We start from the raw sequence: 20,792 nt of genomic DNA, 5'->3' as shown, positions 1-20,792 counted from the left end.
GACACGATGTGATTCCTCAGGGTTGGATGGCGAGCGAACGACTCAGTCCGCTTCAATGCTGGCGATGAGATCGCTGCCGAGCCAGCCGGCGAGAAGCGCGCCAGCCCTGGCGATGCCTTCGCTGTCGCCGAGGCGCTCGACCAGGTGGGTGCAGAGCGCGGCAAAGCTGCCGCTGGCCTGCAAGCTGATCAGTGCGTCGCGCTCTATGGCATCGACCTGGCGCAGGTAGCAAGTGAATTGCCGACGCCAGACGATCAGCCCTGCTGGCGCCGCCAGCATCTCACCCTCGGGCGGCGGCTCGCCCTCGCTCAGCGCGGTCCAGATCCGCTCCGCGTTGGTCGTGGCGACGCGGACCGCGAGGGACGGCGCAAGACGCAGATGCGCGGTGTCCCAGTCGACATCCGCCATGGACGCCATCGCCAGCGGCGCCGCGTCGCGTGAGACAAAGGCCTGGGACAAGGCATGCTCGATCCATGCGAGTTCATGGAGATCGGGGTTGTCCGGATACTGTGCGGCCAGCGTCTGGCCAAAGCCGTCGGCATAGGCGTCGAGCGTCCAGGCGTGCGGGGGATGAAGGTCGATATGGGCGATGGCAGCGGCCAGGAACAAATCCTCTCCCATCCATTCCCGCACCTGCGGGAACGAGGATTCGAGGCAGCCCACGAGCTGGGCACGGTAATTGTTCTGGTAGACGGCCACACCCGCCTCGCCACCGGGTTCCAGCCGGCGTGCCGCATCGGGCGATGCCGTCACCAGCCACGCGCGGAAATCGCGCTGCAGTTCGGCCAGGTTCATGCGGCCTCCCGCGCGATGGCACTTGTCTCGCCGGCGCCGATGGCGCGTGCGAACGCTAGTTCGCCCAGCAATTCGGAGAGCGGCGGAATGTCTTCGTCCCGCTCGATCATGGTCGCGACGGGCCCGAGACGCGACATTGCCCTGGCGTAGAGTTGCCATACCGGCTCGCACACGGGGCTGTCATGGGTATCGATCAGCATGTCGCGGCCCTGGCTGTGCCCGGCAAGGTGAACCTGGCGCACGCGCCCGGCGGGAATACCGTCGAGGAAGGCGTGGGCATCGAATCCATGATTCGACGCGCTGACAAAGACATTGTTGACGTCCAGCAGCAGATCGCAGCCGGTCCGCTTGCACATGGCAGCGAGGAATTCCCACTCGGTCATGGCAGCGCCCTGGAAGGCAAGGTAGCTGGACGGATTCTCGAACAACATGGCGCGACCGAGCACGTCCTGCGCCATGCCGATGTTGGCGCAGACGATGTCCAGTGCTTCCTCCGTGTAAGGAACCGGCAGCAAGTCATGCGAATTGAAGCGGCCGATGCGCGACCAGCTCAGGTGATCGGATACGTAGAGCGGCTCAATCTCGTCGACCAAGGCCTTCAGGCGCAGGAGATAGTCGCGGTCAAGCCCGTCCGCGGAGCCGACAGACATGGAGACGCCGTGCATCGCGACGTGATATCGCGCGCGTATCTCGCGCAGGATATGCCGGGGCTGGCCCCCGGCGACCATGAAGTTCTCGGAGATGACCTCGACGAAATCGACCGGAACATCCGTTTCGAGGAATTCACGGTAGTGTTCCTTGCGCAGGCCGAGGCCATAGCCTGGGAAGGTCGGACTTGGAGCGAGCATGGCGCGTACTCAGATGACGTGGGTAAGACGCGGCCGGCCCGGCGGGCACATCCCGTACCGGGCCGGCCGGGCGATCACTTCGGCTCGGTCAGCGTGCCGCCTGCCTTGAGGCATTCCGACTTGGGCTTCACCAGGACGCCCTTGCCCTTGCAATCGTTCAGGCCCTTGCAATCGTTCTTGGCCGTCGCGCACAGGCTGGTTCCCTTGCAGGTATTGACCCCGTAGCAGCGGCCGGGCTCCTCCTTGCCGGCGGCATGCGCCGGGCTGGCGATCGAGAAGGACGCGAGCGCGACCAGCGCTGCGGCGGTGGCGATGCTGGCACAGGATTTCTTGGTGATGTTCATCGTGTTTCTCCGGGGTTGGGGTAGGAAAAAGGTTTTGGTCGGGATGGAAATGCGCAGGGGCGCTGCGTGCCGCCCGCTCGCTTACTTGACGTCGCGCGCAGCTTCCTCGATCACCTGCGCGACGGCCTCGGGCTGCGAGATGTAGACAGCGTGGCTAGCCTTGATCTCGGTCACCTTCGCGCCGGCGCGCTTGTACATCCAGCGCTGGAGGTCCGGGTTCAGCGCGCGGTCTTCCGTGGCCACGATGCCGTAGCTGGGCTTGTCGTGCCATGCTGCCGTCCATGCGCCGGCGGCAAAGGCCGCGGTCGTCACCGGCACTTGCGAGGCGGCCATGAAATCGGTCCGGTTCGACGTCAGGTCGCCGGCGAAATCGGTGCCGAACCTGGCGGGATCGAAGAACAGGTGCCCATCGCGGGTCGGGCGGACACTGGCGCTCGCTGCCGGCATGGATGCCGCGAGCTGGGCCACGCTTTCGCCGACGTCCGGTTCCAGGGCGGCGACATAGACCAGCGCCTTCACCTTCGAGCGCGCGCCGGCGATCGTGATGACCGAGCCGCCGTAGCTGTGGCCGACCAGCACGACAGGCCCCTCCTGCTCGTCGACGATATCGCGCGTGGCAGCGACGTCTTCACTGAGCGTGGTGTGGGGAAGCTGCACCACACTGACCTTGTAGCCCTTGTGGATCAGGATGTCGTGGACCACGCGCCAGCCCGATCCATCGACGAAGGCGCCGTGGACGAGGACGATGTTTTTCGCACCCTGAGGCGCGGGCGGCGTCGCCGCCGGGGCGAGCGACGGGATTGCCGCGGCCAGGGCGATGGCGAGTGTCGGGATGAATCGCATTGAAGTTCTCCAGCAGGCCAGGCCTGCTTTTTTAGCGTGAATGAACAATGGGTATTCGAACGAGCAGTGGCGCTAGGCCGCACGCGCGCGGGAGAGCGGGCGAGCGCGTCGCAAGACGTGGTCGAGCGACCAGGCGCCCCCGCCCTGCGCGATCAGCGGCAGGAGCAAGCCCGCCCAGCTGAGGTGCGTCGGCCATGCGTCGGGGTAGACGAAGATCTCGATGACCGCCGTCATGCCCAGCAGCGCGGCGGCCGCCGTTCGCGTGAGCAAGCCCAGGACCAGCAGGATCGGGAACAGGTGTTCAGACCATGTTGCCAGCTGCGCGGCCAGCTCGGGCGGCACCAGTGGCAACGCATATTCCGATGCGAACAGGCTGTAGGTCGTCGCCTTGATCGCCAGGAAGCCGTCCACCTTGGTCCGCCCCGAGAGGAAGAAGACCGAAGCGATGCCGGCCCGCGCAAGCAGCAGCAGCAAGGCTGGCGGAAGCAGACGCTGCAGCGCGGCGCCCACTGTCCCGCTTGCCGCCGGGGCGCTCTGACCCACCGGTGATGCCATCCTTTGGCCAGTGCGCGAAATCATTTTGTCGCCTTCAGCGAGCCGTGACCCTTGGGCGTCTTGATCTGCGTGCAGCTACCCTTGTCCACCAGGGTCCAGGCATCGCCCTGGTAATCGACCTTGGACGTTCCCGCGCAGCTGGTACCCGCACCGGCGGCGCAATCGTTCTTGCCGGCGAGTGACACGCCATAACACTTCTCCGTGGCCTTGGCCGGCTCCGCGGCATGGGCGACACCCGCGAGGGCGTTGAGTGAAATGGCGAGGGTGGCCGCAAGGACGGCGTGTGTGCTTTTCATGGTGATCTCCTTGGCAAAGGCGTTTGGTGGCATGGGACTACCGCTTCGACGGCGCCGGCCACTTTAGTCGGTTCCGTTTCAATCGCGTCCGATGCATTATTGAAGGTCTTCCGGATTTAGTCAACCCGATTAGATCGGATGCGATGTATATATAATGTGTCCAGATACAGTCAGATACAGAGCGACACAAACTAACCACCGATGAAACCCAAGACCAAACCCGCGCGCAGCAATCCCAGGCTGGCAGACTTCCTCTGCTTCGCCATCTATTCGGCCAATCTCGCCTTCGGCAAAGCCTACAAGCCCATTCTTCAGGCGCTCGGACTTACCTATACGCAATACATCGTCATCATTGCCTTGTGGGAAGAGGACCACCAGACCGTCAGCGGGCTTGGCGAGAAGCTCTTCCTGGAATCCAACACATTGACACCGATCCTGAAGAAGCTCGAAGCCATGGGCTACATCCGCCGGCAACGCGATGCCGCCGATGAGCGCCAGGTTGTGCTGAGCCTGACCGATTCAGGCCGACGCTTGCGCGAGACAGGCTTGAGCATGGACCTCGTGGAGGCTTGCGGCCTCGCGCCCGAAGAATTCCGGAATATCCAGAAGGCGATCACGACGCTGCGCGATAATCTCATCAGCGCCACGCCGGACAAGGGCTAGCAAGCGACCGTCAGCCACTGGCGCCCATCTGCCGACCATCTGCCGACCATCTGCCGCCGATGGTTCACGACCGGAGTCCTGTCGCAAACCACGGCATCTCATCCTCCCGTGCGTTCCATGGATAGGTCGCATTCGCCAGAGGCGAGTATTTGCGATGACGCCCGTCACTGAACTGCGCTCAGGTCCAGGTGGAATCACGCATCAGCGATACGTCTCGTGCGCCGGAAAGCGGGGGACGATGTGCGTAGCTAGCTCATCCATCACGTCGGCGGCGGGCCGGCTTCCGTACTTGAGGTTGAGCAGGACATGGTTCACGCCGGCGAACTCGAGGAACTCCAGGTGGCGCAGCAGCGCCTTTCGTCCCAGCTTGTGCCCGCCATGGATCGGCACCGGCGCAAGATCGGGTCCGCATCCAGATCGATGTGGTAAGGCTGGGAAAAGGGCTTGAATGCCGCCGGATCGATTTCCGCCACCGTGTCATGCCAGTTCTTCACCAGCTGGGCCTGCAGATCGAGCCTGCGGGGATAGGTAATCCAGCCATCTCCATGCTCGGCGATCCATTCGACGCTTTGCTGGCTGTGACCGGTGACAATCAGCGGGACCCGGCGCGCTACCGGCTTGGGAATGACATCCGCGCCGCCGAGGTAGCCATAGCCACTATCCAGGGCCGGATACGCGCTGCCCCACACCGTGTCGAGGTATCTGACCTGCTCGCGGAACAACTGTCCACGCTGTTCATGCTCGACGCCGAAGGCCGGGAACTCCACGGCCCGGTCGCCCGATGCGATGCCCATGACGAACCGCCCGCCCGTGATCTGATCCAGGCTCGCCGCTGATTTGGCGGTGTGCAACGGGTGCCGCAGCGGCAAGACCATCGCAGCGGTGAAGAGTGCGATGCCGGTAGTTTGCGCCGCAACGTAGCCGAGCCACACCCACGGATCGAAGATCTGGCCGACGTCACCGAAGCTGGGATCGCGCAACGGCACGTCGCGCACGCCGAGCGCGGCAAAGCCGGCGCGCTCGGCCAGCTGCGCCAGCGCGATCTGGTTGCGCATCGTCGGCACATCGCCCGGGTAGGACTCGATGGCGAACAGCACGCCGATGGTCAGCTTTCCCTTGCGGAACATCTTGCGAAAACCAGCGTTCGAGGCAGGGTCGCGATCTGTCGCCGGGGTCAGCAAAGAGGTGGAATGATTGACGTCGAGCATGGTGGACTCCTTTGCGGTATCAGAGAGAACCGGCGCCGGAATGCGCAGGATTCGCGAATCGCTCGAAGGTATAGGGAAGCTCTTCGAAAGCGGCCCTTTCCAGCCACGTCCCCGCCGGGAGCTCATCGGCCCAGTGAGGGATATCGCCCTGCTGCTCGATCGGTTGCTGAGAGAACTGTGCTGCTTGCATGATGGACTCCGGTTTGGGCGCGGCTCATGGGCGGCAAGTGCCTGTCACGCCGACGAGGCTGCGCGCCTCGGTACCGGAATTCTTGTCTTTTCCCGCGGAAAGATAATCCGCCCCGACCGCAATTCAGTTGTTCCATCGCGGTAACCGGGACATTGGATCCACCGCTGCCGGTGGCAGGAAGTGCTGCGTGGCGGACCATTGACTGGTGCGGCGCGAGGCGCCAGCCGGTGCTGGAGGCGCGCGGTTCGAGGCGCAGTGCCGGCCTGTCGTCGCCGGACACTATGCCTACCGGCGATCGTCGGCTTGCTGCCAGGCACCGGCACGGAGCTTCGCGTCGAAACCGGGATGCTGCCTGTCTATCGGCAAATCGCCCCGCGAAGTGCAACGCGGGGCCCGATGCTCGCCAGGCGCCGGCAGTGCATTGTCAGGCGTTGGAGACCCGCAGCTTGAAAGACCGGCCCCATTGATTGATGCCGGCACACGCAACCAATAGCAAGCCGGTCACGTAGAACACCGCATGCAATCCGACATGCGCGCCGATCTGTCCGCCGATCAATGGCCCCACCACCTGCCCGGTGAACTGGGCGGATTGCAGATAGCCCAGCATCTTCCCGGATTCCCGTTCGTCGACCGATTGCCGCACCAACTTGGCAATCGCAGGAAGCAAGCCGGCCAGCGTCATTCCCATCAAGCCGCGCAAGATAGCCAGTTGCCACCATTGCGTCACGAAGGCCTGCGGCACCATGACCAGTCCCGTTGCCAGAAGACAGCCGATGATGACGTTCCAGCCACCGATGCGATCGGCAAGCGCACCAAGCCGCGCGGCGGTCAGCATGCTGCCTAACGCGGAGGACGCCATGACAATGCCGGCCACGCGCGCGAGATGGTCGGTGGGCACGCCAAGGCTGCCGATATACACCGTGATGATCGGCTCGATGGACATATTGGCGAGAAGCACCATCATTGCGGTCAGCAGCAGAGTGACAGTGACAGAGCGGTTCGGCGCCGGTGAGAGCCCCGCCGACGCCGAGGGCTTCTTCACATCGGACTCGCGGCGAAAATCTTCTTTCACCAGCAGGATGACCAGGAGAGCCGTCACCGCGATCATTGCGCCGCCGACGAAGAACGTGCCACGGATGCCAACCCAGTCCGGCAGGAAGCCACCCACGAGCGGACCGATCAGATTGCCCGCAAGCGCACCCGTAGAGAGGATGCCAAGCGCCCAGCCGGCACGCTCGCGCGGCGCCTGGGTGCCGATCATGACAATCGAGGCCGACGCGAAGCCACCGATCAGGCCCGCGACCAGGCGCAGCAAGACGAGCTCGAAGACGCTGTGGGCGAGCCCGATCAGCGACATCACGATCGCCATGCCGATCGCTGCGCGCACCAGCATCGGCTTGCGCCCGTAGCGGTCGGCGAGACGCCCCCAGAGCGGCGCGGTGATCGCGGTACCGAAAAAGGTCGCGCCGAAGGCCACTCCCGACCACTGCACGACGGCAGAAGGCGATACGACGCCGAGCTGCTGCACATATAGCGGAAGGAAAGGCAGCAGCATGCTCAGGCTCACCAGCGTGGTGAAGGAGCCGAATACGCAGATGGCGAGATTGCGCCGCCAGTACGGCGCATTGCGCTCTGAGTAGCTGGTGCTGGCGAGCGGTCTCGCCGCCGATGTGGGTGGGTTTTCCGGGGGATTCATATTGTCATCGCCGTTCTGAAGATTGACTTGGAGTCACTTTCGGTGTTGCGACACGCGCTACGCCGCGGACGCGTCGCTCATTTCACGCGCGAGCCGTTTGGCCAGTTCGCACGCGGGCAACGAAGTTGCAAGCGACCCACATTGCCTGACCCATTGCACTGCCGGATGCATCACGGCCGCCCTCTGAGAGGAAAGTGAATAGTCATAGCATAGTATCTCTCAAAGAGAATACAAAACAAATTACATTCGTTTTTCACGATATATGGCGAGCGCGCCGCCCGGGTGATATTCCGTTCCGTGCCGCGCAGCCGGGGTCACCCGCGCGACCTCGGCACTTGGGCGGGGTACGGCCGGACGTCATCGTCCGGATTCGGCAAACGGGGGAACCAGGCGTGGCGCCGCTCCGGCGCGAGGCCTGTCGCCAGGCCATGTCGGGACAAGTGGCAATTGGGAGGATTGGCGCCAGGAGTGCGTTCCGCGCCCGGCAATCAGGGGCGGGGGCCCGGGGCGGGGATGGGCGCTATTGCGGGAGCCTGTGCGGGAGCCTGTGTGGCTTGCCGGCGGGATGGAAGAGGGAATCGGTCGGGCCGTGCCCCCTGGCTGGCGTGCCGGGGAACGATGCGCGGCAAGGCGGCCGCCTTGCCGCGCACATGTCCCGACGGAATGGCGCGTCCGCATCTTGTCGGCGGACCGCCTCGATGCCAGTGCCGATCAGGGCGCTAGGCGCACTCCAGGGCCGCCTCGGCCGGCACGCCGAAGTCGGCGGGCGCGAGCCACGTGCCCAACAGCCGGCCGAATGCGTTGAGCAGTACATCGGAGGTCAATCCGGCGCTGCCCGCCAGGGCCGGACAGTTGATCCACGTCGTGCCGTCCTTGTCGAACACCCGCAGGATCCTCACCAGGTCCGCCGGCTGCAGCGGCAGGTCCTGGCCGGCCGCGTGCTCCAGCCCGAAGGCGTGCAGGTAGTCCTCGGCATGGCGATAGCCGAGGCAGACCACCAGCTTGGGCCGCCAGCGCGCGCATGCCTGCTGCAGGAAGCGGAAGCGCCCGCCCTGCCGGCACAAGTTCAGGTAGCGGTCCTTGGGCACCAGTTCCGACTGGCCGCGGAACACCTTGGACCACGGCGTCAGGCCGTCGAGTTGCGCCGGCAACGGGAACAGGTTCAGCTTGAACTCGCTGCCGCCGGGCGCGTACAGGCGGTCCCGGTAATAGTGCTTCCAGTCATCGTCGCCCAGCCGCTCGCCCAGCGCCTGCGCGCGGGCGGCCGCCATGATGCGCGCGATGCGCTGATGATGCAGCCAGCGCTCCATTTCATCCCGGTGCCGCAGGCGGAACGCCGCATCCCATGCGGGAGGCTCGGTGCGTGGCCGCAGCGGCCGCACCAGCGGCTCGGACCATGGATGCGGGCTGCGATCGCAGATCCAGACGGACGCGCGCGGGTTACCGCCCTCCATGCCGACGAAGGATGAAAAATAGTTGTCCAGCTCTTGGCTCGTGAATACCCCTGGGTACTGCATCCATGCCCCTCACCGTTGAGATTTTGGACCCCATTTACCCGTGCCAAAACGTGCCGCGCAGATGCCTCCCGGCTCTCGCGTACCGCCATGGTCATTTCCCGAATGCAGCGCGTGCCAGTGCATGCCGCGCGGCGGGCTCGAACCCGCTCTGCACGGCACTCCTCGCGCCCGGCGTACCTTCGGCGAGTTCTGTCTTCTCCGGACGGCTTGATCCTTGATCGCTATGGGTGCTGGACACCGCCAAGGACGTGAATGTACTTTCCTGATACCGATTTAATACCAACTACATACGACCGGCATATACGTCTGACATATACGACTGACACATGAGACTGACATATACGACCGACATATATGACGGCGCCCTACCCCTCCTTGCGAGTTATTGCCTTTTGCGCCCGGCCGGGTCGCGGCCATGCGAATCGCATATCCGGTCGCGACAGCCCTGGAAGCCACAACCATGCGGCGATTCGCGCAAACTATAACCCAAGACATTTTTAATACATATATTGTAGTTTTAATTTCTGACATAAAAATCTCTGAGAAATAGACGAATTTCAGAAGTTCACAGGTTCTTGTCCCCCCTGATGGGGGAATCTGTTTTCATCCCATCCGCGGACTGCCATGGCCCGGCGCGAGCCTGGTGATCCACATCCGCCGTTCCCCCGGACCAAAGGCGCGCCAGCTGCCGTGAGCCGTTCAACGGCCTGGATCCGGTGCCGCCCGGGGCGGAGGATGCTTTCGAATCGATTACAGATTTGTCATTCAGGGCTATCTCGCCAGCGACTATCATCCGGGCATGCAGGCGCCGTTTGCACGCCTGCCGGCATTGGCTAGACGAGGACGAGCATGAGACTTCTGGTGGTGGAGGACGAGCCCAAGACCGGCGAATACCTGCGCAAGGGACTCACCGAGTCTGCCTTCGTGGTCGACCTGGCCGTGACCGGCACCGACGGCCTGCACCAGGCCCTGGAAGTCAGCTACGACCTGGTCATCCTGGACGTGATGCTGCCGGGCATGAACGGCTGGGAAGTGCTCAAGCAGCTACGCGAGCGCAAGGACACGCCGGTGCTGTTCCTGACGGCGCGCGACGAGGTGGAGGATCGCGTGCGCGGCCTGGAGCTCGGCGGCGACGATTATCTCGCCAAGCCCTTCGCCTTCGTCGAGTTGCTGGCGCGCGTGCGCACGCTGCTGCGGCGCGGCCCGGTGCGCGAGGCTGACCGCATCGAGATCGAAGACCTCGAGATCGACCTGATCCGCCACCGCGTCACGCGTGCCGGACAGCGCATCGAACTCACCCCGCGCGAGTTCTCCCTGCTGCATTTCCTCGCACGCCGGCACAGCGAGGTGCTCAGCCGCACCCAGATCGCTTCCCATGTCTGGGATATGAACTTCGACAGCGATACCAACGTGGTGGATGTGGCCGTGCGCCGCCTGCGCGCCAAGATGGACGACGATTTCCAGCCCAAGCTGATCCATACCGTGCGCGGCATGGGCTATGTGCTGGAGCGCCGGCAGTCCTGATGCACAGGCTTTCGCTCACCTCCCGCCTGGCGCTCGCCTTTGGCCTGGTCGCCGCGCTCGTGTTCGGCGGCGTTGGCGCCTACCTCTATCGCGCGCTGGCCACGCAAGTGATCGAGCGCGACGACGCGGAGTTGCTGCGCAAGGCGGCGCGCGTGCGCAATGAACTGGCGGAGCGAAGCACCCAGGCCGCTGCCGAGTGGAAGGAGGTCGGCAGCGTGGTGTCCGGCAACGACGAATTCACACTGCTCGTGCACGGCGCCGACGGCAGGGTGCTGGTGGCCGCCAATACCGGGACGGACGCACCGCCCGCCTTGGCGCCGCTTGCTCCCGATGCGCCGATCGGCCCCGGGTCGATACGCAGCTGGACCACGCAGCAAGGCTATCCCGCGCACGGCGTGAGAGCACTCGTACGGCCGGGCGCGGATGCGGGTGCTGGTACCGGAACCGCCGCAGCACAGCCAGCGCTGACCTTCACGCTCTACCAGACCGCCATTGCACGCAGCACGATGCTGTACGCCTACCGCGCCAAGCTGCTGCTGGCCGGTCTGCTCGGCACGCTGGCGGTGGCCGCGCTTGGCTATCTGGCGCTGCGCACCGGCATGGCGCCGCTGCGGCGCATCGCTGCCGGCGCCTCGTCGGTCACGGTGCGGCGGCTGGAGTTGCCGGTAGACCCGGCCCAGTTGCCGCCCGAACTGGAGGAACTGGCCACGGCCCTGCAGCAGATGATGGACCGGCTGCGCGACGGCTTCGAGCGGCTTTCCCAGTTCTCCGCCGATCTTGCGCATGACTTCCGCACGCCCATCGGCAATCTGCTGGGACAGAGCCAGGTCGCACTGGCGAGCGAACGCAGCGCCGACGAATACCAGGCCCTGCTGGCGTCCAATATCGAAGAGTACGAGCGGCTGGCCCGCATGATCGAGAACATGCTGTTTCTCGCGCGGGCGGAGAACGCCCGCGTGGCCGTCAAGCCCGCGCGGCTGGACCTGGCGCGCGAGCTTGGCGCGCTGTCCGATTACTTCGAAGGACTGGCCGAGGCGCGCGGCGTGGCGATCGCCGTGGATGGCAGTGGCGCGGTGCAGGCAGATCCTCTGCTGCTGCGGCGCGCTGTCAGCAACCTGGTGGCCAATGCCATCCGCTACACACCCCCCGGGCAGACGGTGGTGATGACGGCGCGCTCGGGGCCGGCAGGCGGCAGCATTGAAGTACGCAACCCCGGCGCCGGCATCGCGCCAGAACACCTGCCCAGGCTATTCGACCGCTTCTTCCGTGGCGATCCGGCCCGCGCCAACTCGGGAGAGTCGGCAGGCATCGGTCTGGCCATCGTGAAGTCCATCATGGACTTGCATCACGGGCGCGTCGAGGTGGAGTCCAAAGTCGGGGGGACAACGGCATTCAGGCTGTTCTTCCCGGCAGGCACGGCGGATTCCGCATCGGCTCAACACCGTACCTGAGGCGATCGAACCATGATCCGCCTTCGTGGCGACGATGCTTTATCGCATCGATCGATTCAGGGTTGGCGCACTGGACGCATGGCTTGCATATGCGGAATCAGCCTGCCGCGGGAATGTGGCAGCGTCCGCTTGCTCCGCAATACGGAACGCCGAAACCGCATGCCGCAACGTGGCCGCCTGTTCTTCGAGCGAATGTGCCGCCGCGGAAGCCTCCTCCACCAGCGCCGCATTCTGCTGCGTGACCTGGTCCATCTGTGTCACCGCCCGATTGACCTGTTCGATGCCGCTGCGCTGCTCCTCCGATGCCGCGGCAATCTCACCCATGATGTCGGTGACGCGACGGATCGATTGCGTGATCTCCGTCATGGTCGAGCCAGCTCGCGTGACAAGTTCGGATCCGCTCCGGACGCGCTCGACGGAAGTGCCGATCAGGGTGCGGATTTCCTTGGCGGCGGTCGCCGAACGCCGGGCAAGGCTGCGCACTTCCTCTGCTACCACGGCAAAGCCGCGGCCCTGTTCCCCGGCCCTCGCCGCCTCGACCGCAGCGTTGAGCGCGAGAATGTTGGTCTGGAAGGCGATGCTCTCGATTACACCGATAATGTCGGCGATCTGACCCGAGCTCTCGGCAATCTGTGCCATGGTGCTGACCACCGCACCTACTGCCTCGCCGCCCTGGTTCGCGATCTCTGACGCATTGTTTGCCAGCCCGCTCGCCTGGCGAGCGCTCTGCGCATTGTGCTGGACGGTGGTGGTCAGTTCTTCCATGCTCGCGGCCGTCTCCTCGAGCGAGGCGGCCTGCTGCTCGGTACGCGAGGACAAATCGGCATTGCCCGCGGCAATTTCGGCGGTCGCAGTAGCTACCGAGTCCACCGACTCACGAATCTGCGCCACCGTGCCGGCGAGCTTGCCCTGCATGCGTTGCATGGCGTAGAGCAAGCTGGAGGTGTCGTTCCCGCGAAGCGCTACGTGGCGGGTGAAGTCACCAGCCGCAATGCTGCTCGCTATCGAGGCGGCATAGGCCGGCTCTCCGCCCAGCTCACGGTGAACGCTACGCAATAGCCAAGCGGCAAGCAAGGTCGCGGCGCCCCCCAGGAAGACCAGCAGCAAAATGGAGTGAAAAAGCTCCTCGCGAAAAGCCGCCTCGATATCGTCTACGTAGGCGCCTGTAGTGACAGTCCACTTCCATGCATTGAACGGCTTTACGTAGCTGAGCTTACGCACCGGCTCGCTTGCTCCTGGCTTGGCCCACATATAGCTCACGAAGCCGCCGCCCTGGTCGCGGGCAACCTTGGCAATCTCGACGTAGATGGCCTTGCCGGTCGGGTCCTTTAGCCCGCTCATGTCCTGGCCCTCGTTCTCCGGCTTGAACGGATGCATGATCGACCGACCGGAAAAGTCCGTAATCGAAACATAGCCATCCACACCAAAGCGGATTGGCCTGAGACTCTCCTTCGCCTGCTTCCGGGCCTCCTCCATCGACATGCTACCGCTCGCGGCCTGTTTCTCGATTGCCACGAGAATGCTGGCCGCGGCTTCAGCAATGCTCTGCATTTCGCGCTGACGACCGGCAAACTGCTCCGCGCGAGTGACTGATGCCTCGTAAGTAACGATGCCAATCATCGCCAGCCATATCAGCCCGAAAGGAATCCAGAGCCGTTGATTGAGGGTGAGTTTTCGATTTTCGTTCATGATTGCTTCTTGAAATACGGCATCGGCAATTCGGACCGTCTCTCGACCTTTGGCCGGGAGACGATGCTGTTAAATTCACGGCCAGACGTCCCGCAGGAATCCGCATGGCGGGCGTCTCCTTCCCGACACAGCCGATATATGCGCGATCCGATTCATGCCCGATATATGCCGCAACCTGCTGGCTACGGTATTTAGCGGCGACTTCCCCCGCGGTTCGGCATTCGAGTTTCGCTTGCCGCCGCCGCTTGTAGAGGATCTCGATATACCTTCGAATGGAAGCAGTGGCCGGGTGCGCGTTGCGTACCGGTGGTGGTGCACCGCTTCACTTCTGCAAACTGCCCCGGATGCTCTCCATCGGCGCGTTTGGAAGCCGCCCGTCGGAAGCTTGTTGCCGCGGGGAAAAAGACAGCAGAAGATCGGGGCGGCCGTGTCTGTATGGGATATCGACGCAAGCCGAAACGAATTTCCCCCAACCTTAGTAGGACTAGACATGTCGCGCAGCAGCGGCTATGAGCCAGTCGCCGGGCGCCGGCGAACTCATTGGGCGAGCGCCGTCCCAGGCCGGGAGGCCATGTGAGCGAGAAACCCCAATGGCCGACAAGCGACAAACTATGGCCAGCTTCTGGCCTATCTTCAACGCCCCAGGCTACGGGCCTTCTCTATAGTTGAAAAACCCGCCGCGCCCTGTCGCCGATGCGGCGGGCGGGAAGGCCAGTCGGGTTCCTGCTAGTTCAGGCTGCCCGCGGCGAGGGCGAAGGACAGAGAAATGACGCATCCACACCTGGTCCCGGCGCAAGAACCTTCCGGGCCCCTGCAGGACATGATGAGGCCGGGGCTTTCGGGCGTGTTCTGCGGATTGAATCCCGGGTTGCAGGCAGCGATGACCGGCTTTCACTTTGCCGGCCACGGGAACCGCTTCTGGCAGGCGATCCATCTCGCAGGGTTCACCGATCGCGAGCTCAGGCCCGCGGATTGTCATCTGTTGCTTTCGTATGGATACGGTCTGGCAACCGCGGTGAGCCGCCCCACAGCCAGTGCGAGCGAACTCTCGCACGAGGAGTATGTCGGTGGTTCGCCGCAGCTGGCAGCGAAGCTCGAACGCTTCAGTCCGGCCTATATCGCATTCCTGGGTAAGGCCGCCTATGCGGCCATGACCGGGCAGCGGGTGGTCAGTTGGGGGCCACAGCGGCAGCCAATAAGCAGTTCGAAGGTCTGGGTATTGCCGAACCCAAGCGGCCGAAACCGTGGCTTCAGTCTCGCCGACCTGGTTGACGCCTACGGCGAGTTCCGCCTCGCCGCGGAGAGTTAGGCCGGCGATGAGGATTTCCTTGCGGTGTCCGGCAAACAGCGGCAGTTCAAGATGAACAGGAGGTAGTGCAAGATGGTATGGACGACCGAGCAGATGCTTGAGCGCGCAGCAACGCATCTCAAGGATGGAGAATTTGTCTACCTGGGCCCCGGTTTGCCGGCGGCGGTAGCAAGTCGGGTTCCGACGGATACCGAAGTCTGGTTGCATGTTCATGACGGCGTGCCAGGCATGATGTCGTATCCGACGGACGATTTCATGGATGCGGGCTTCATCGCTGGCAGTCGGCAACGCCACGGCGATGCCCGGCAGAGGGAGGTATATCACTCCACCGATTCATTCGCCGAAATGACCAGCCCGTCCATGGACATGGCGATCATCGACGCAAGCGGCAAGCACGGAGATGGTGTTGCGATTGCACGCTGGGCGATCGGCAGCGGGGCCAAGCGGGTTGTACTCCTGCTTGGATCGGCTCACGGGATCAAGGACATGGCCGGTTCCCTGATGGACGGCGAGAACGATGGTGTCCCCTACAGAATCATCTCCGACTCGGTTGTCATCGATGTCACCGGAGAAGGCGTGACATTCGTCGAAGCCATGGCCGGCGCAACGCGTGCTGACATCGAGACACTGACCTCGCTTCGATTTGCATGACATTCGTACCACCCCGTCACGGAAGGCCTGAGCATCCACGCCGATCGGGCCGATGTGCCTGGCTTACTTCCGTGGTTCATGGTGGCCAGAAACTAGAATAATTTGGCCCCAAACAGCCTTGCGCGGGAGGAACTCCGCTCTGCATCCGAACTTATACTCCCCAAATCGCTACGTCGCTGCGATTCCGTGGTACGGCCATTTACTGAGGAGAATCGATGCAGGCTTTACAACCACCCGCCAAGCACGCAATTGAGAAACGTGAGATGTCGGTGAAGCATCTTCCGGTGAATCTCTTTGCCTCGGTCATGGGTATTTCCGGGCTTTCGCTTGCCTGGCGACTGGCCGCCAATCAGTATGGCGTCAGCCCGATCATCTCTGGTGTGATCGGACTCTTGGCGGTGATCGCGTTTCTGATTCTGGCAGTCTCGTACGCGGTGAAGATCGCAAAGTATCCGGATGCCGTGATGCATGAGTTTCGGCATCCAATTGCCGGAAACTTCTTCGGTACGGTGCCTATCGCGGTCTTGCTGATCTCTTCGATCATCGGCCAGGCCAGTCAGGCAACGGCGGAAGTCGTCTGGACCATTGGCGCCATCGGCACCATCGCCCTCGCGTTCACTATTGTCAGCCGGCTTTTCCGCGGAAAGATCGATTCCGGGCATGCACTGCCGGCGTGGCTGATCCCCGGCGTCGCGACGCTCGATATCGCCGTGGCGGGAGGGACGATGTCCATGCCGTGGGCGCACGAGTTCAATATCTTCTCCCTGGCCGTCGGGACCATTCTTGCTCTTGTGTTCTTCACCATGATTGTGTCCCGGCTGATTCATCATGAGAAGTTGGCGAGTGGCATGATTCCCTCGCTCATGATCCTCATCGCTCCATTCGAGGTGGGGTTCCTGGCCTACACGAATTTCACGCAAAGAGTTGATGTGTTCGCGGCGGTCTTGTTTTATTTCGGATTGTTTCTTTTCTTTACCTTGGTCTTCAAGGTGTTCCGTCGAAGCATTCCGTTTGCCGCGGGCTGGTGGGGCGTCAGCTTTCCGGTTGCGGCATTGACGAGCGCGGCATTGAAATACGCAGACACGGTTCGTGTCTGGCCGCTTACCGTGCTGGCGATTCTTCTGCTCGCGTTCTTGTCCGTGGTGATCGTCGTGCTCTTCTTGCGGACCATGCGGATTGTGTTCAGCGGTGACTTGCTATCCGGCGGATGATCCGGCTATGGCAGATGAGGTTCAGGAAGCGGGGCCGCGCAATTCAGCGTTTAGCGATAGCAACTTCGCGCGATGACGTGATCCGAATATCGTCCCGACGCAGCTTGCCCGGCAGCGGATGCTTGTTGTGGCTGCTTTGGTCCGCAATATCGCCTGACCCACCCTCGTTCTCCTGGAAGCGCTGGCGATACTGCTTGGGTGTGATGTCGAGGCGTCGCGAAAAGATCATCCGCATATGCGTGGAGCTATGGAATCCACTCCTGAACGCAATCGTCTTGAGAGGCACATCCGTCTGCTCGAGCAGCTTCCTGGCGAAGTCGACGCGTACCTGCTCGACAAAGACAGAAGGGGCAACCTTGGCGTGCTTCGCAAAGGTGCGGCTGAACGTGCGCCGGCTCACGCCTACCGCGTCCGCCAATTCCTCGATCGAGAAGGCATCTGCGATATGGTCGTTGACGTACCGCAGCGCCTTGCTGACGATGGAGTCTTCCTCCGGGCCGACAGCGAGGTATGGACTGTACTGAGATTGTCCGCCGTCCCGGCGAATATAGACAATCAGGCGCTTCGCAACCTTCACCGCGAGCGCGTGACCCAGGTCTTCGGCGACCAATGCGAGGCACAGGTCGATGCCGGCGGTGACGCCACCACACGTGAACAAGCTGCCGTCACGGACAAAGATCTTGTCTGGCCGCACGAAGGCACGCGGAAAATGCTCCTGGAGTCGCTTGGTCTCGGACCAATGCGTAGTGACTTCCCGTCCATCAAGGAGCCCGGCGTGCGCAAGCAGAAATACGCCGTTGCAAACCGCTCCGAACCGCTGCGTGGTCAGCGCTTTATCGTGAAGCCACGACAGGAAATCCGGGTCGGGACGCATCTCCGGAGCACGCGGCCCCCCTGCCACCAACAGGAGATCGCAATCGTCGGAATAGTTGCGATAGTCCACCGGCACACTAATTTCCATGCCGTTCGAACAGGTGACGCTATCGGGGCGCACGCCCACCAATGAAATCTCGTACCGCTTGTGGGGTGGCAATAGCGCGTTGGCCTCCGCGAATACATCCATCGGGCCAGCAATGTCTAGCGCTTGTACTCCATCAAACACGACAACAGCGAGTTTCATCAATGGATCTGTTCGTTCACTTCTATACCGGCGTAACGGCTACGCCATCCTGGGCGCTGCTGTAAGGGTTGTTCGAACAAAGTCAACCAACCGGTGGCTTTGCCAAGTGCACTATGGAATGCATGGCCGCCGACGCGCTCAAATCTATGCAAGTTTGCTCAGAATATCAGATGTTCGTCCGACGGCGTGCCCCCTGGGGCCGTGACTGGACCGGATTAATTGTCATTGAAAAGCGTATTTACATACAAGCAGGCCCACGTCGATCTGGACACCGGAATCCCGGCAGTCAACGGGGTCGTATGACCGCTCCGTTCATTCTCGCCATTCCGGTCGGAGCCTGCAGCCGCCGACGCACAGTTACAGGTAGATGAGGCTGAACAGATGCGATTGCAATACGGCTTCGCTCAGGAAGACGGGCAAACGCTCCCACCGGTCGCCTATGAACAAGGCCCGGTGACTCGCGAGGGCAGTGCGTCCGCCCCTCCGATCGACAAGGCCGGCGCCTACAGATGCAAGCTGATCTGCCTGGCAAAGGCGCGTATCACYTCTTCATTCCGAGAGAGGAGGATCCACTGCCCCACCCGGGTCTGAACAAGAAGGCCGGCCTCGACCAACGTTGCGACATGCGCCGATACGGTCGACTGCGACAGGCCACTGCGYGCGTGAATCACAGTCGACGGCACGCCATGACCAAGATCGATGTAGCCCTGTACGAAGACCTCGTTCGGCGTCTTCAGCCACGCCAGGATCTGACGCCGGAAGCGGTTCGCGAGGGCTTTATGAATCAGGTTCGCGTCAATCATGGARTTCRGCCAGGRCSGGGWKAARGTAGCGAAATGGCGCCGCGAGCGCAGCTTGCSGGACGCAGCGCCCGTATCGGCTTGTGCCGCGCCGGAGCGCAGCGTCGTCAGAACATATCCGCAGCATCCTGGCGCCCCGCCCCCTGATTTCCCGTTTCCTGCCCGGAGCGGGACGGAATGAACGGTCCCGTGAGCATGCTCGCGTAGCTCTGGCCCGGTCCCACCATCGGAAACACGTCGGCGTTCTCGTCGATCATCACTTCGAGCAAGGCGGGTCCGTCAAACTCCACGAACGCCCTGAGGCTGTCTTCGATCTCGCCTWTCGTTTCCACGCGACGCGCAAATTCGAACCCGTCGGCCTGTGCCGCCATCACGAAATCCTTGCGATGCAGCGCCTTGTCGCTTACGCAAAATCGCCCCTCGAAATAKAGACGCTGCCACTGCCGGATCATCCCGTCGCCGCGATTGTTGAGCAGCAGCACCTTGACCGGAACCCCGTACGTGCTCGCGGTCTCCAGCTCGCCAATATTCATCCGGATGCTGCCATCGCCATCGATATCGATCACCAGCGCGTCCGGGCGCGCCAGCTGGGCACCGATCGCCGCCGGCAGCCCAAAGCCCATCGTTCCCATGCTGCCCGAYGTCAGAAGGCTGCGAGGCTCGACGAACTCRAAGAACTGCGCGGCCCACATCTGGTGCTGGCCGACACCCGTGCTGATGATGGCTTGGCCGGCCGTGATTTCGCTGAGCTTTTCGATCACGAACTGCGGCTGAATCGCGGCGCTGTTTCTGTCGTAATTCATGCCATAGGTCCGCTTCAGCTCGATCACCTGGCTGAGCCAGTCCGAGGGCGATCGCGCGGCCGGCGCGTGTTCCATCAATGACAGCAGCGCGCTCTTCGCATCGCCGATGTGACTCCAGTGGGTCCGCTTGACCTTGTTGATCTCCGCCTCGTCGATATCGATATGCGCGACATGCCGCGCACCGGGAGCAAAGGCATCCGGGCGCCCGCCGGCGACCCGGTCATCGAATCGCGCACCCACCGCAATCAGGAAATCGCAATCCTCCACCGCGTAGTTCGCACAGGCGGCACCGTGCATCCCGAGCATGCCAAGACACAGCTCGTGTTTCGCCGGTATCGCGCCAAGGCCCATGAGCGTCGTTACRACGGGGATCCCGTAGCGCTCGGAGAATCGACGCAGTTCMGCCGTTGCGCCGGCCGTGATCACGCCGCCACCGACATACAGCAGCGGCCGCTTGCTCTGCCCCAGGAGATCGAAGAAYTCGGTGCGCTTTTTCTCGTCCAGACGAGCGCCTTTTGCGACCATGCGAAGACGATCGGAGTAGCCGCGGAACKGCAAGGTACCTTGCCCATGATAGGGCCCCGTCCAGTTCTGGATGTCCTTCGGCACATCCACCACAACCGGGCCCGGACGACCGGTGCGCGCCACTTCGAACGCGGTCCGCAGTGTGTATTCCAGTTTCGCCGGATCGGTCACCAGGAAGACCTGCTTGGCGCACGCCGACATGATGTTGAAGACGGGCGCTTCCTGGAAGGCATCGGTGCCGATCGCGGCACGCGGCACCTGCCCGCATATCAGSACGACCGGGACCGAATCCCCGTTGCAGTCGGCGATCGGCGTCACCGCGTTCGTCGCGCCCGGGCCGGAGGTCACCATGAATACGCCGACTTTTCCGCTGGCGCGCGCGTAACCGGCGGCCATGAAGCCCGCGGCCTGTTCATTGGCGGGTACCACGAGCTTGATCTGACGCTCGGGGTYTCCCTCGTGCATTTCGTTGAAACGGAAAACAGCGTCGTAGGTCGGCAAGATGGCGCCGCCGCTATATCCAAATACGGTATCGACGCCCTSYTCGCTGAGGACACGCAGGATGATGTCGGCACCCGACATCGATTCGCTTGCGTGCGCTGGCTTCAGGGAGATGGGTGAAACWACGTGCGGGKTTCGGGTCACGGCTGGCTCGCATGGAAACCGGCGCTGACAATATCAGCGACCAAGATCAAAGGGCGATTTCCCATCCAACTCGAGAACAGCGTATGTTCGGCACCAGCTCATGGACGAT

Annotated in this window: 20 protein-coding genes; 6 read left to right on the top strand and 14 right to left on the bottom strand. The window is 63.0% G+C overall.

Annotated elements, in window-relative coordinates; translation table 11 throughout:
* Window positions 1-42: 42 nt before the first annotated feature.
* The 6 genes from AB4Z48_RS10390 to AB4Z48_RS10365 form a co-directional block, all read right to left on the bottom strand.
* Complete coding sequence (locus tag AB4Z48_RS10390) at window positions 43-795, bottom strand: HvfC/BufC family peptide modification chaperone (protein WP_441613846.1); 753 nt, start codon at window positions 793-795, stop codon at window positions 43-45.
* Window positions 792-1,643 (bottom strand): MNIO family bufferin maturase, encoded by an 852-nt coding sequence (gene bufB, locus AB4Z48_RS10385; RefSeq protein ID WP_441613845.1) that lies wholly within the window; start codon window positions 1,641-1,643, stop codon window positions 792-794. Before bufB ends, AB4Z48_RS10390 begins: the two co-directional genes overlap by 4 nt.
* A 74-nt stretch (window positions 1,644-1,717) precedes the next feature.
* Complete coding sequence (gene bufA2 / locus AB4Z48_RS10380) at window positions 1,718-1,987, bottom strand: BufA2 family periplasmic bufferin-type metallophore (protein ID WP_441613844.1); 270 nt, start codon at window positions 1,985-1,987, stop codon at window positions 1,718-1,720.
* Between the two features lie 81 nt (window positions 1,988-2,068).
* The gene (locus tag AB4Z48_RS10375) at window positions 2,069-2,830 is read right to left on the bottom strand and encodes an alpha/beta hydrolase (protein ID WP_441613843.1); all 762 of its coding nucleotides are present in this window, start codon (window positions 2,828-2,830) and stop codon (window positions 2,069-2,071) included.
* A gap of 72 nt (window positions 2,831-2,902) precedes the next feature.
* Complete coding sequence (locus AB4Z48_RS10370) at window positions 2,903-3,385, bottom strand: DoxX family protein (protein ID WP_441613842.1); 483 nt, start codon at window positions 3,383-3,385, stop codon at window positions 2,903-2,905.
* Between the two features lie 20 nt (window positions 3,386-3,405).
* Window positions 3,406-3,681, bottom strand: coding sequence for a BufA1 family periplasmic bufferin-type metallophore (locus AB4Z48_RS10365; RefSeq protein WP_441613841.1), 276 nt, complete (start codon window positions 3,679-3,681; stop codon window positions 3,406-3,408).
* A 201-nt stretch (window positions 3,682-3,882) separates the two neighbouring features.
* Here AB4Z48_RS10365 and AB4Z48_RS10360 point away from each other — a divergent pair, with 201 nt between their 5' ends.
* On the top strand, window positions 3,883-4,344 hold the full coding sequence (locus AB4Z48_RS10360) for a MarR family winged helix-turn-helix transcriptional regulator (protein ID WP_441613840.1): 462 nt from the start codon (window positions 3,883-3,885) through the stop codon (window positions 4,342-4,344).
* 311 nt (window positions 4,345-4,655) lie between these two features.
* Here AB4Z48_RS10360 and AB4Z48_RS10355 read toward each other — a convergent pair whose 3' ends face one another.
* The 4 genes from AB4Z48_RS10355 to AB4Z48_RS10340 form a co-directional block, all read right to left on the bottom strand.
* On the bottom strand, window positions 4,656-5,552 hold the full coding sequence (locus AB4Z48_RS10355; RefSeq protein WP_441613839.1) for a TIGR03571 family LLM class oxidoreductase: 897 nt from the start codon (window positions 5,550-5,552) through the stop codon (window positions 4,656-4,658).
* Window positions 5,553-5,571: 19 nt separating this feature from the next.
* Window positions 5,572-5,742 (bottom strand): hypothetical protein, encoded by a 171-nt coding sequence (locus tag AB4Z48_RS10350; protein WP_441613838.1) that lies wholly within the window; start codon window positions 5,740-5,742, stop codon window positions 5,572-5,574.
* 424 nt (window positions 5,743-6,166) lie between these two features.
* Window positions 6,167-7,438, bottom strand: a complete 1,272-nt coding sequence (locus AB4Z48_RS10345) for an MFS transporter (protein WP_441613837.1) — start codon at window positions 7,436-7,438, stop codon at window positions 6,167-6,169.
* Between the two features lie 719 nt (window positions 7,439-8,157).
* Window positions 8,158-8,955, bottom strand: a complete 798-nt coding sequence (locus tag AB4Z48_RS10340; protein ID WP_441613836.1) for a transcriptional regulator — start codon at window positions 8,953-8,955, stop codon at window positions 8,158-8,160.
* An 849-nt stretch (window positions 8,956-9,804) separates the two neighbouring features.
* Between AB4Z48_RS10340 and AB4Z48_RS10335 the strand changes: the two genes are divergently transcribed.
* Window positions 9,805-10,479, top strand: a complete 675-nt coding sequence (locus AB4Z48_RS10335; protein WP_441613835.1) for a heavy metal response regulator transcription factor — start codon at window positions 9,805-9,807, stop codon at window positions 10,477-10,479.
* On the top strand, window positions 10,479-11,930 hold the full coding sequence (locus AB4Z48_RS10330; RefSeq protein ID WP_441613834.1) for a heavy metal sensor histidine kinase: 1,452 nt from the start codon (window positions 10,479-10,481) through the stop codon (window positions 11,928-11,930). Before AB4Z48_RS10335 ends, AB4Z48_RS10330 begins: the two co-directional genes overlap by 1 nt.
* 39 nt (window positions 11,931-11,969) lie before the next feature.
* Here AB4Z48_RS10330 and AB4Z48_RS10325 read toward each other — a convergent pair whose 3' ends face one another.
* Window positions 11,970-13,619 carry a methyl-accepting chemotaxis protein gene (locus AB4Z48_RS10325; protein ID WP_441613833.1) on the bottom strand — a complete coding sequence of 550 codons (1,650 nt, stop codon included), beginning with the start codon at window positions 13,617-13,619 and terminating at the stop codon, window positions 11,970-11,972.
* A gap of 766 nt (window positions 13,620-14,385) precedes the next feature.
* On the opposite strand from AB4Z48_RS10325, the gene mug reads away from it, so the two are divergent.
* The 3 genes from mug (at window position 14,386) to AB4Z48_RS10310 (ending at window position 16,790) form a co-directional block, all read left to right on the top strand.
* Entirely contained in the window at window positions 14,386-14,928 is a 543-nt protein-coding gene (mug, locus tag AB4Z48_RS10320) for a G/U mismatch-specific DNA glycosylase (protein WP_441613832.1), read from the top strand.
* A gap of 72 nt (window positions 14,929-15,000) precedes the next feature.
* Window positions 15,001-15,579 carry a hypothetical protein gene (locus AB4Z48_RS10315; protein WP_441613831.1) on the top strand — a complete coding sequence of 193 codons (579 nt, stop codon included), beginning with the start codon at window positions 15,001-15,003 and terminating at the stop codon, window positions 15,577-15,579.
* Window positions 15,580-15,794: 215 nt separating this feature from the next.
* Window positions 15,795-16,790, top strand: a complete 996-nt coding sequence (locus AB4Z48_RS10310; RefSeq protein WP_441613830.1) for an SLAC1 anion channel family protein — start codon at window positions 15,795-15,797, stop codon at window positions 16,788-16,790.
* Window positions 16,791-16,833: 43 nt separating this feature from the next.
* Here the strand turns inward: AB4Z48_RS10310 and AB4Z48_RS10305 are convergent, their stop codons facing one another.
* The 3 genes from AB4Z48_RS10305 to ilvB all read right to left on the bottom strand — a co-directional run bounded on the left by AB4Z48_RS10305 (window position 16,834) and on the right by ilvB (window position 20,620).
* The gene (locus tag AB4Z48_RS10305; protein ID WP_441613829.1) at window positions 16,834-17,910 is read right to left on the bottom strand and encodes a GlxA family transcriptional regulator; all 1,077 of its coding nucleotides are present in this window, start codon (window positions 17,908-17,910) and stop codon (window positions 16,834-16,836) included.
* 503 nt (window positions 17,911-18,413) lie between these two features.
* Window positions 18,414-18,713 carry an ArsR/SmtB family transcription factor gene (locus tag AB4Z48_RS10300; protein WP_441613828.1) on the bottom strand — a complete coding sequence of 100 codons (300 nt, stop codon included), beginning with the start codon at window positions 18,711-18,713 and terminating at the stop codon, window positions 18,414-18,416.
* 104 nt (window positions 18,714-18,817) lie between these two features.
* Window positions 18,818-20,620: a biosynthetic-type acetolactate synthase large subunit gene (gene ilvB / locus AB4Z48_RS10295; protein ID WP_441613827.1), complete on the bottom strand. Its 1,803-nt coding sequence runs from the start codon at window positions 20,618-20,620 to the stop codon at window positions 18,818-18,820.
* Between the last annotated feature and the right edge of the window lie 172 nt (window positions 20,621-20,792).

The sequence above is a fragment of the Cupriavidus sp. 2TAF22 genome (assembly GCF_052115045.1).
Taxonomy (GTDB): domain Bacteria; phylum Pseudomonadota; class Gammaproteobacteria; order Burkholderiales; family Burkholderiaceae; genus Cupriavidus.
Note: the sequence above shows the minus strand (reverse complement) of the source record. Positions and strands in the feature narration are given on the sequence as shown.

What these genes read in the sequence shown, in the direction of transcription:
- AB4Z48_RS10365 (WP_441613841.1), bottom strand. Translation starts at nt 3,681, where the DNA reads ATGAAAAGCACACACGCCGTCCTTGCGGCCACCCTCGCCATTTCACTC.
- AB4Z48_RS10335 (WP_441613835.1), top strand. Translation starts at nt 9,805, where the DNA reads ATGAGACTTCTGGTGGTGGAGGACGAGCCCAAGACCGGCGAATACCTG.
- AB4Z48_RS10310 (WP_441613830.1), top strand. Translation starts at nt 15,795, where the DNA reads ATGCAGGCTTTACAACCACCCGCCAAGCACGCAATTGAGAAACGTGAG.
- AB4Z48_RS10330 (WP_441613834.1), top strand. Translation starts at nt 10,479, where the DNA reads ATGCACAGGCTTTCGCTCACCTCCCGCCTGGCGCTCGCCTTTGGCCTG.
- AB4Z48_RS10345 (WP_441613837.1), bottom strand. Translation starts at nt 7,438, where the DNA reads ATGAATCCCCCGGAAAACCCACCCACATCGGCGGCGAGACCGCTCGCC.
- AB4Z48_RS10305 (WP_441613829.1), bottom strand. Translation starts at nt 17,910, where the DNA reads ATGAAACTCGCTGTTGTCGTGTTTGATGGAGTACAAGCGCTAGACATT.
- mug (WP_441613832.1), top strand. Translation starts at nt 14,386, where the DNA reads ATGACGCATCCACACCTGGTCCCGGCGCAAGAACCTTCCGGGCCCCTG.
- AB4Z48_RS10390 (WP_441613846.1), bottom strand. Translation starts at nt 795, where the DNA reads ATGAACCTGGCCGAACTGCAGCGCGATTTCCGCGCGTGGCTGGTGACG.
- AB4Z48_RS10355 (WP_441613839.1), bottom strand. Translation starts at nt 5,552, where the DNA reads ATGCTCGACGTCAATCATTCCACCTCTTTGCTGACCCCGGCGACAGAT.
- bufA2 (WP_441613844.1), bottom strand. Translation starts at nt 1,987, where the DNA reads ATGAACATCACCAAGAAATCCTGTGCCAGCATCGCCACCGCCGCAGCG.
- bufB (WP_441613845.1), bottom strand. Translation starts at nt 1,643, where the DNA reads ATGCTCGCTCCAAGTCCGACCTTCCCAGGCTATGGCCTCGGCCTGCGC.
- AB4Z48_RS10370 (WP_441613842.1), bottom strand. Translation starts at nt 3,385, where the DNA reads ATGGCATCACCGGTGGGTCAGAGCGCCCCGGCGGCAAGCGGGACAGTG.
- AB4Z48_RS10315 (WP_441613831.1), top strand. Translation starts at nt 15,001, where the DNA reads ATGGTATGGACGACCGAGCAGATGCTTGAGCGCGCAGCAACGCATCTC.
- AB4Z48_RS10350 (WP_441613838.1), bottom strand. Translation starts at nt 5,742, where the DNA reads ATGCAAGCAGCACAGTTCTCTCAGCAACCGATCGAGCAGCAGGGCGAT.
- AB4Z48_RS10375 (WP_441613843.1), bottom strand. Translation starts at nt 2,830, where the DNA reads ATGCGATTCATCCCGACACTCGCCATCGCCCTGGCCGCGGCAATCCCG.
- AB4Z48_RS10325 (WP_441613833.1), bottom strand. Translation starts at nt 13,619, where the DNA reads ATGAACGAAAATCGAAAACTCACCCTCAATCAACGGCTCTGGATTCCT.
- AB4Z48_RS10340 (WP_441613836.1), bottom strand. Translation starts at nt 8,955, where the DNA reads ATGCAGTACCCAGGGGTATTCACGAGCCAAGAGCTGGACAACTATTTT.
- AB4Z48_RS10360 (WP_441613840.1), top strand. Translation starts at nt 3,883, where the DNA reads ATGAAACCCAAGACCAAACCCGCGCGCAGCAATCCCAGGCTGGCAGAC.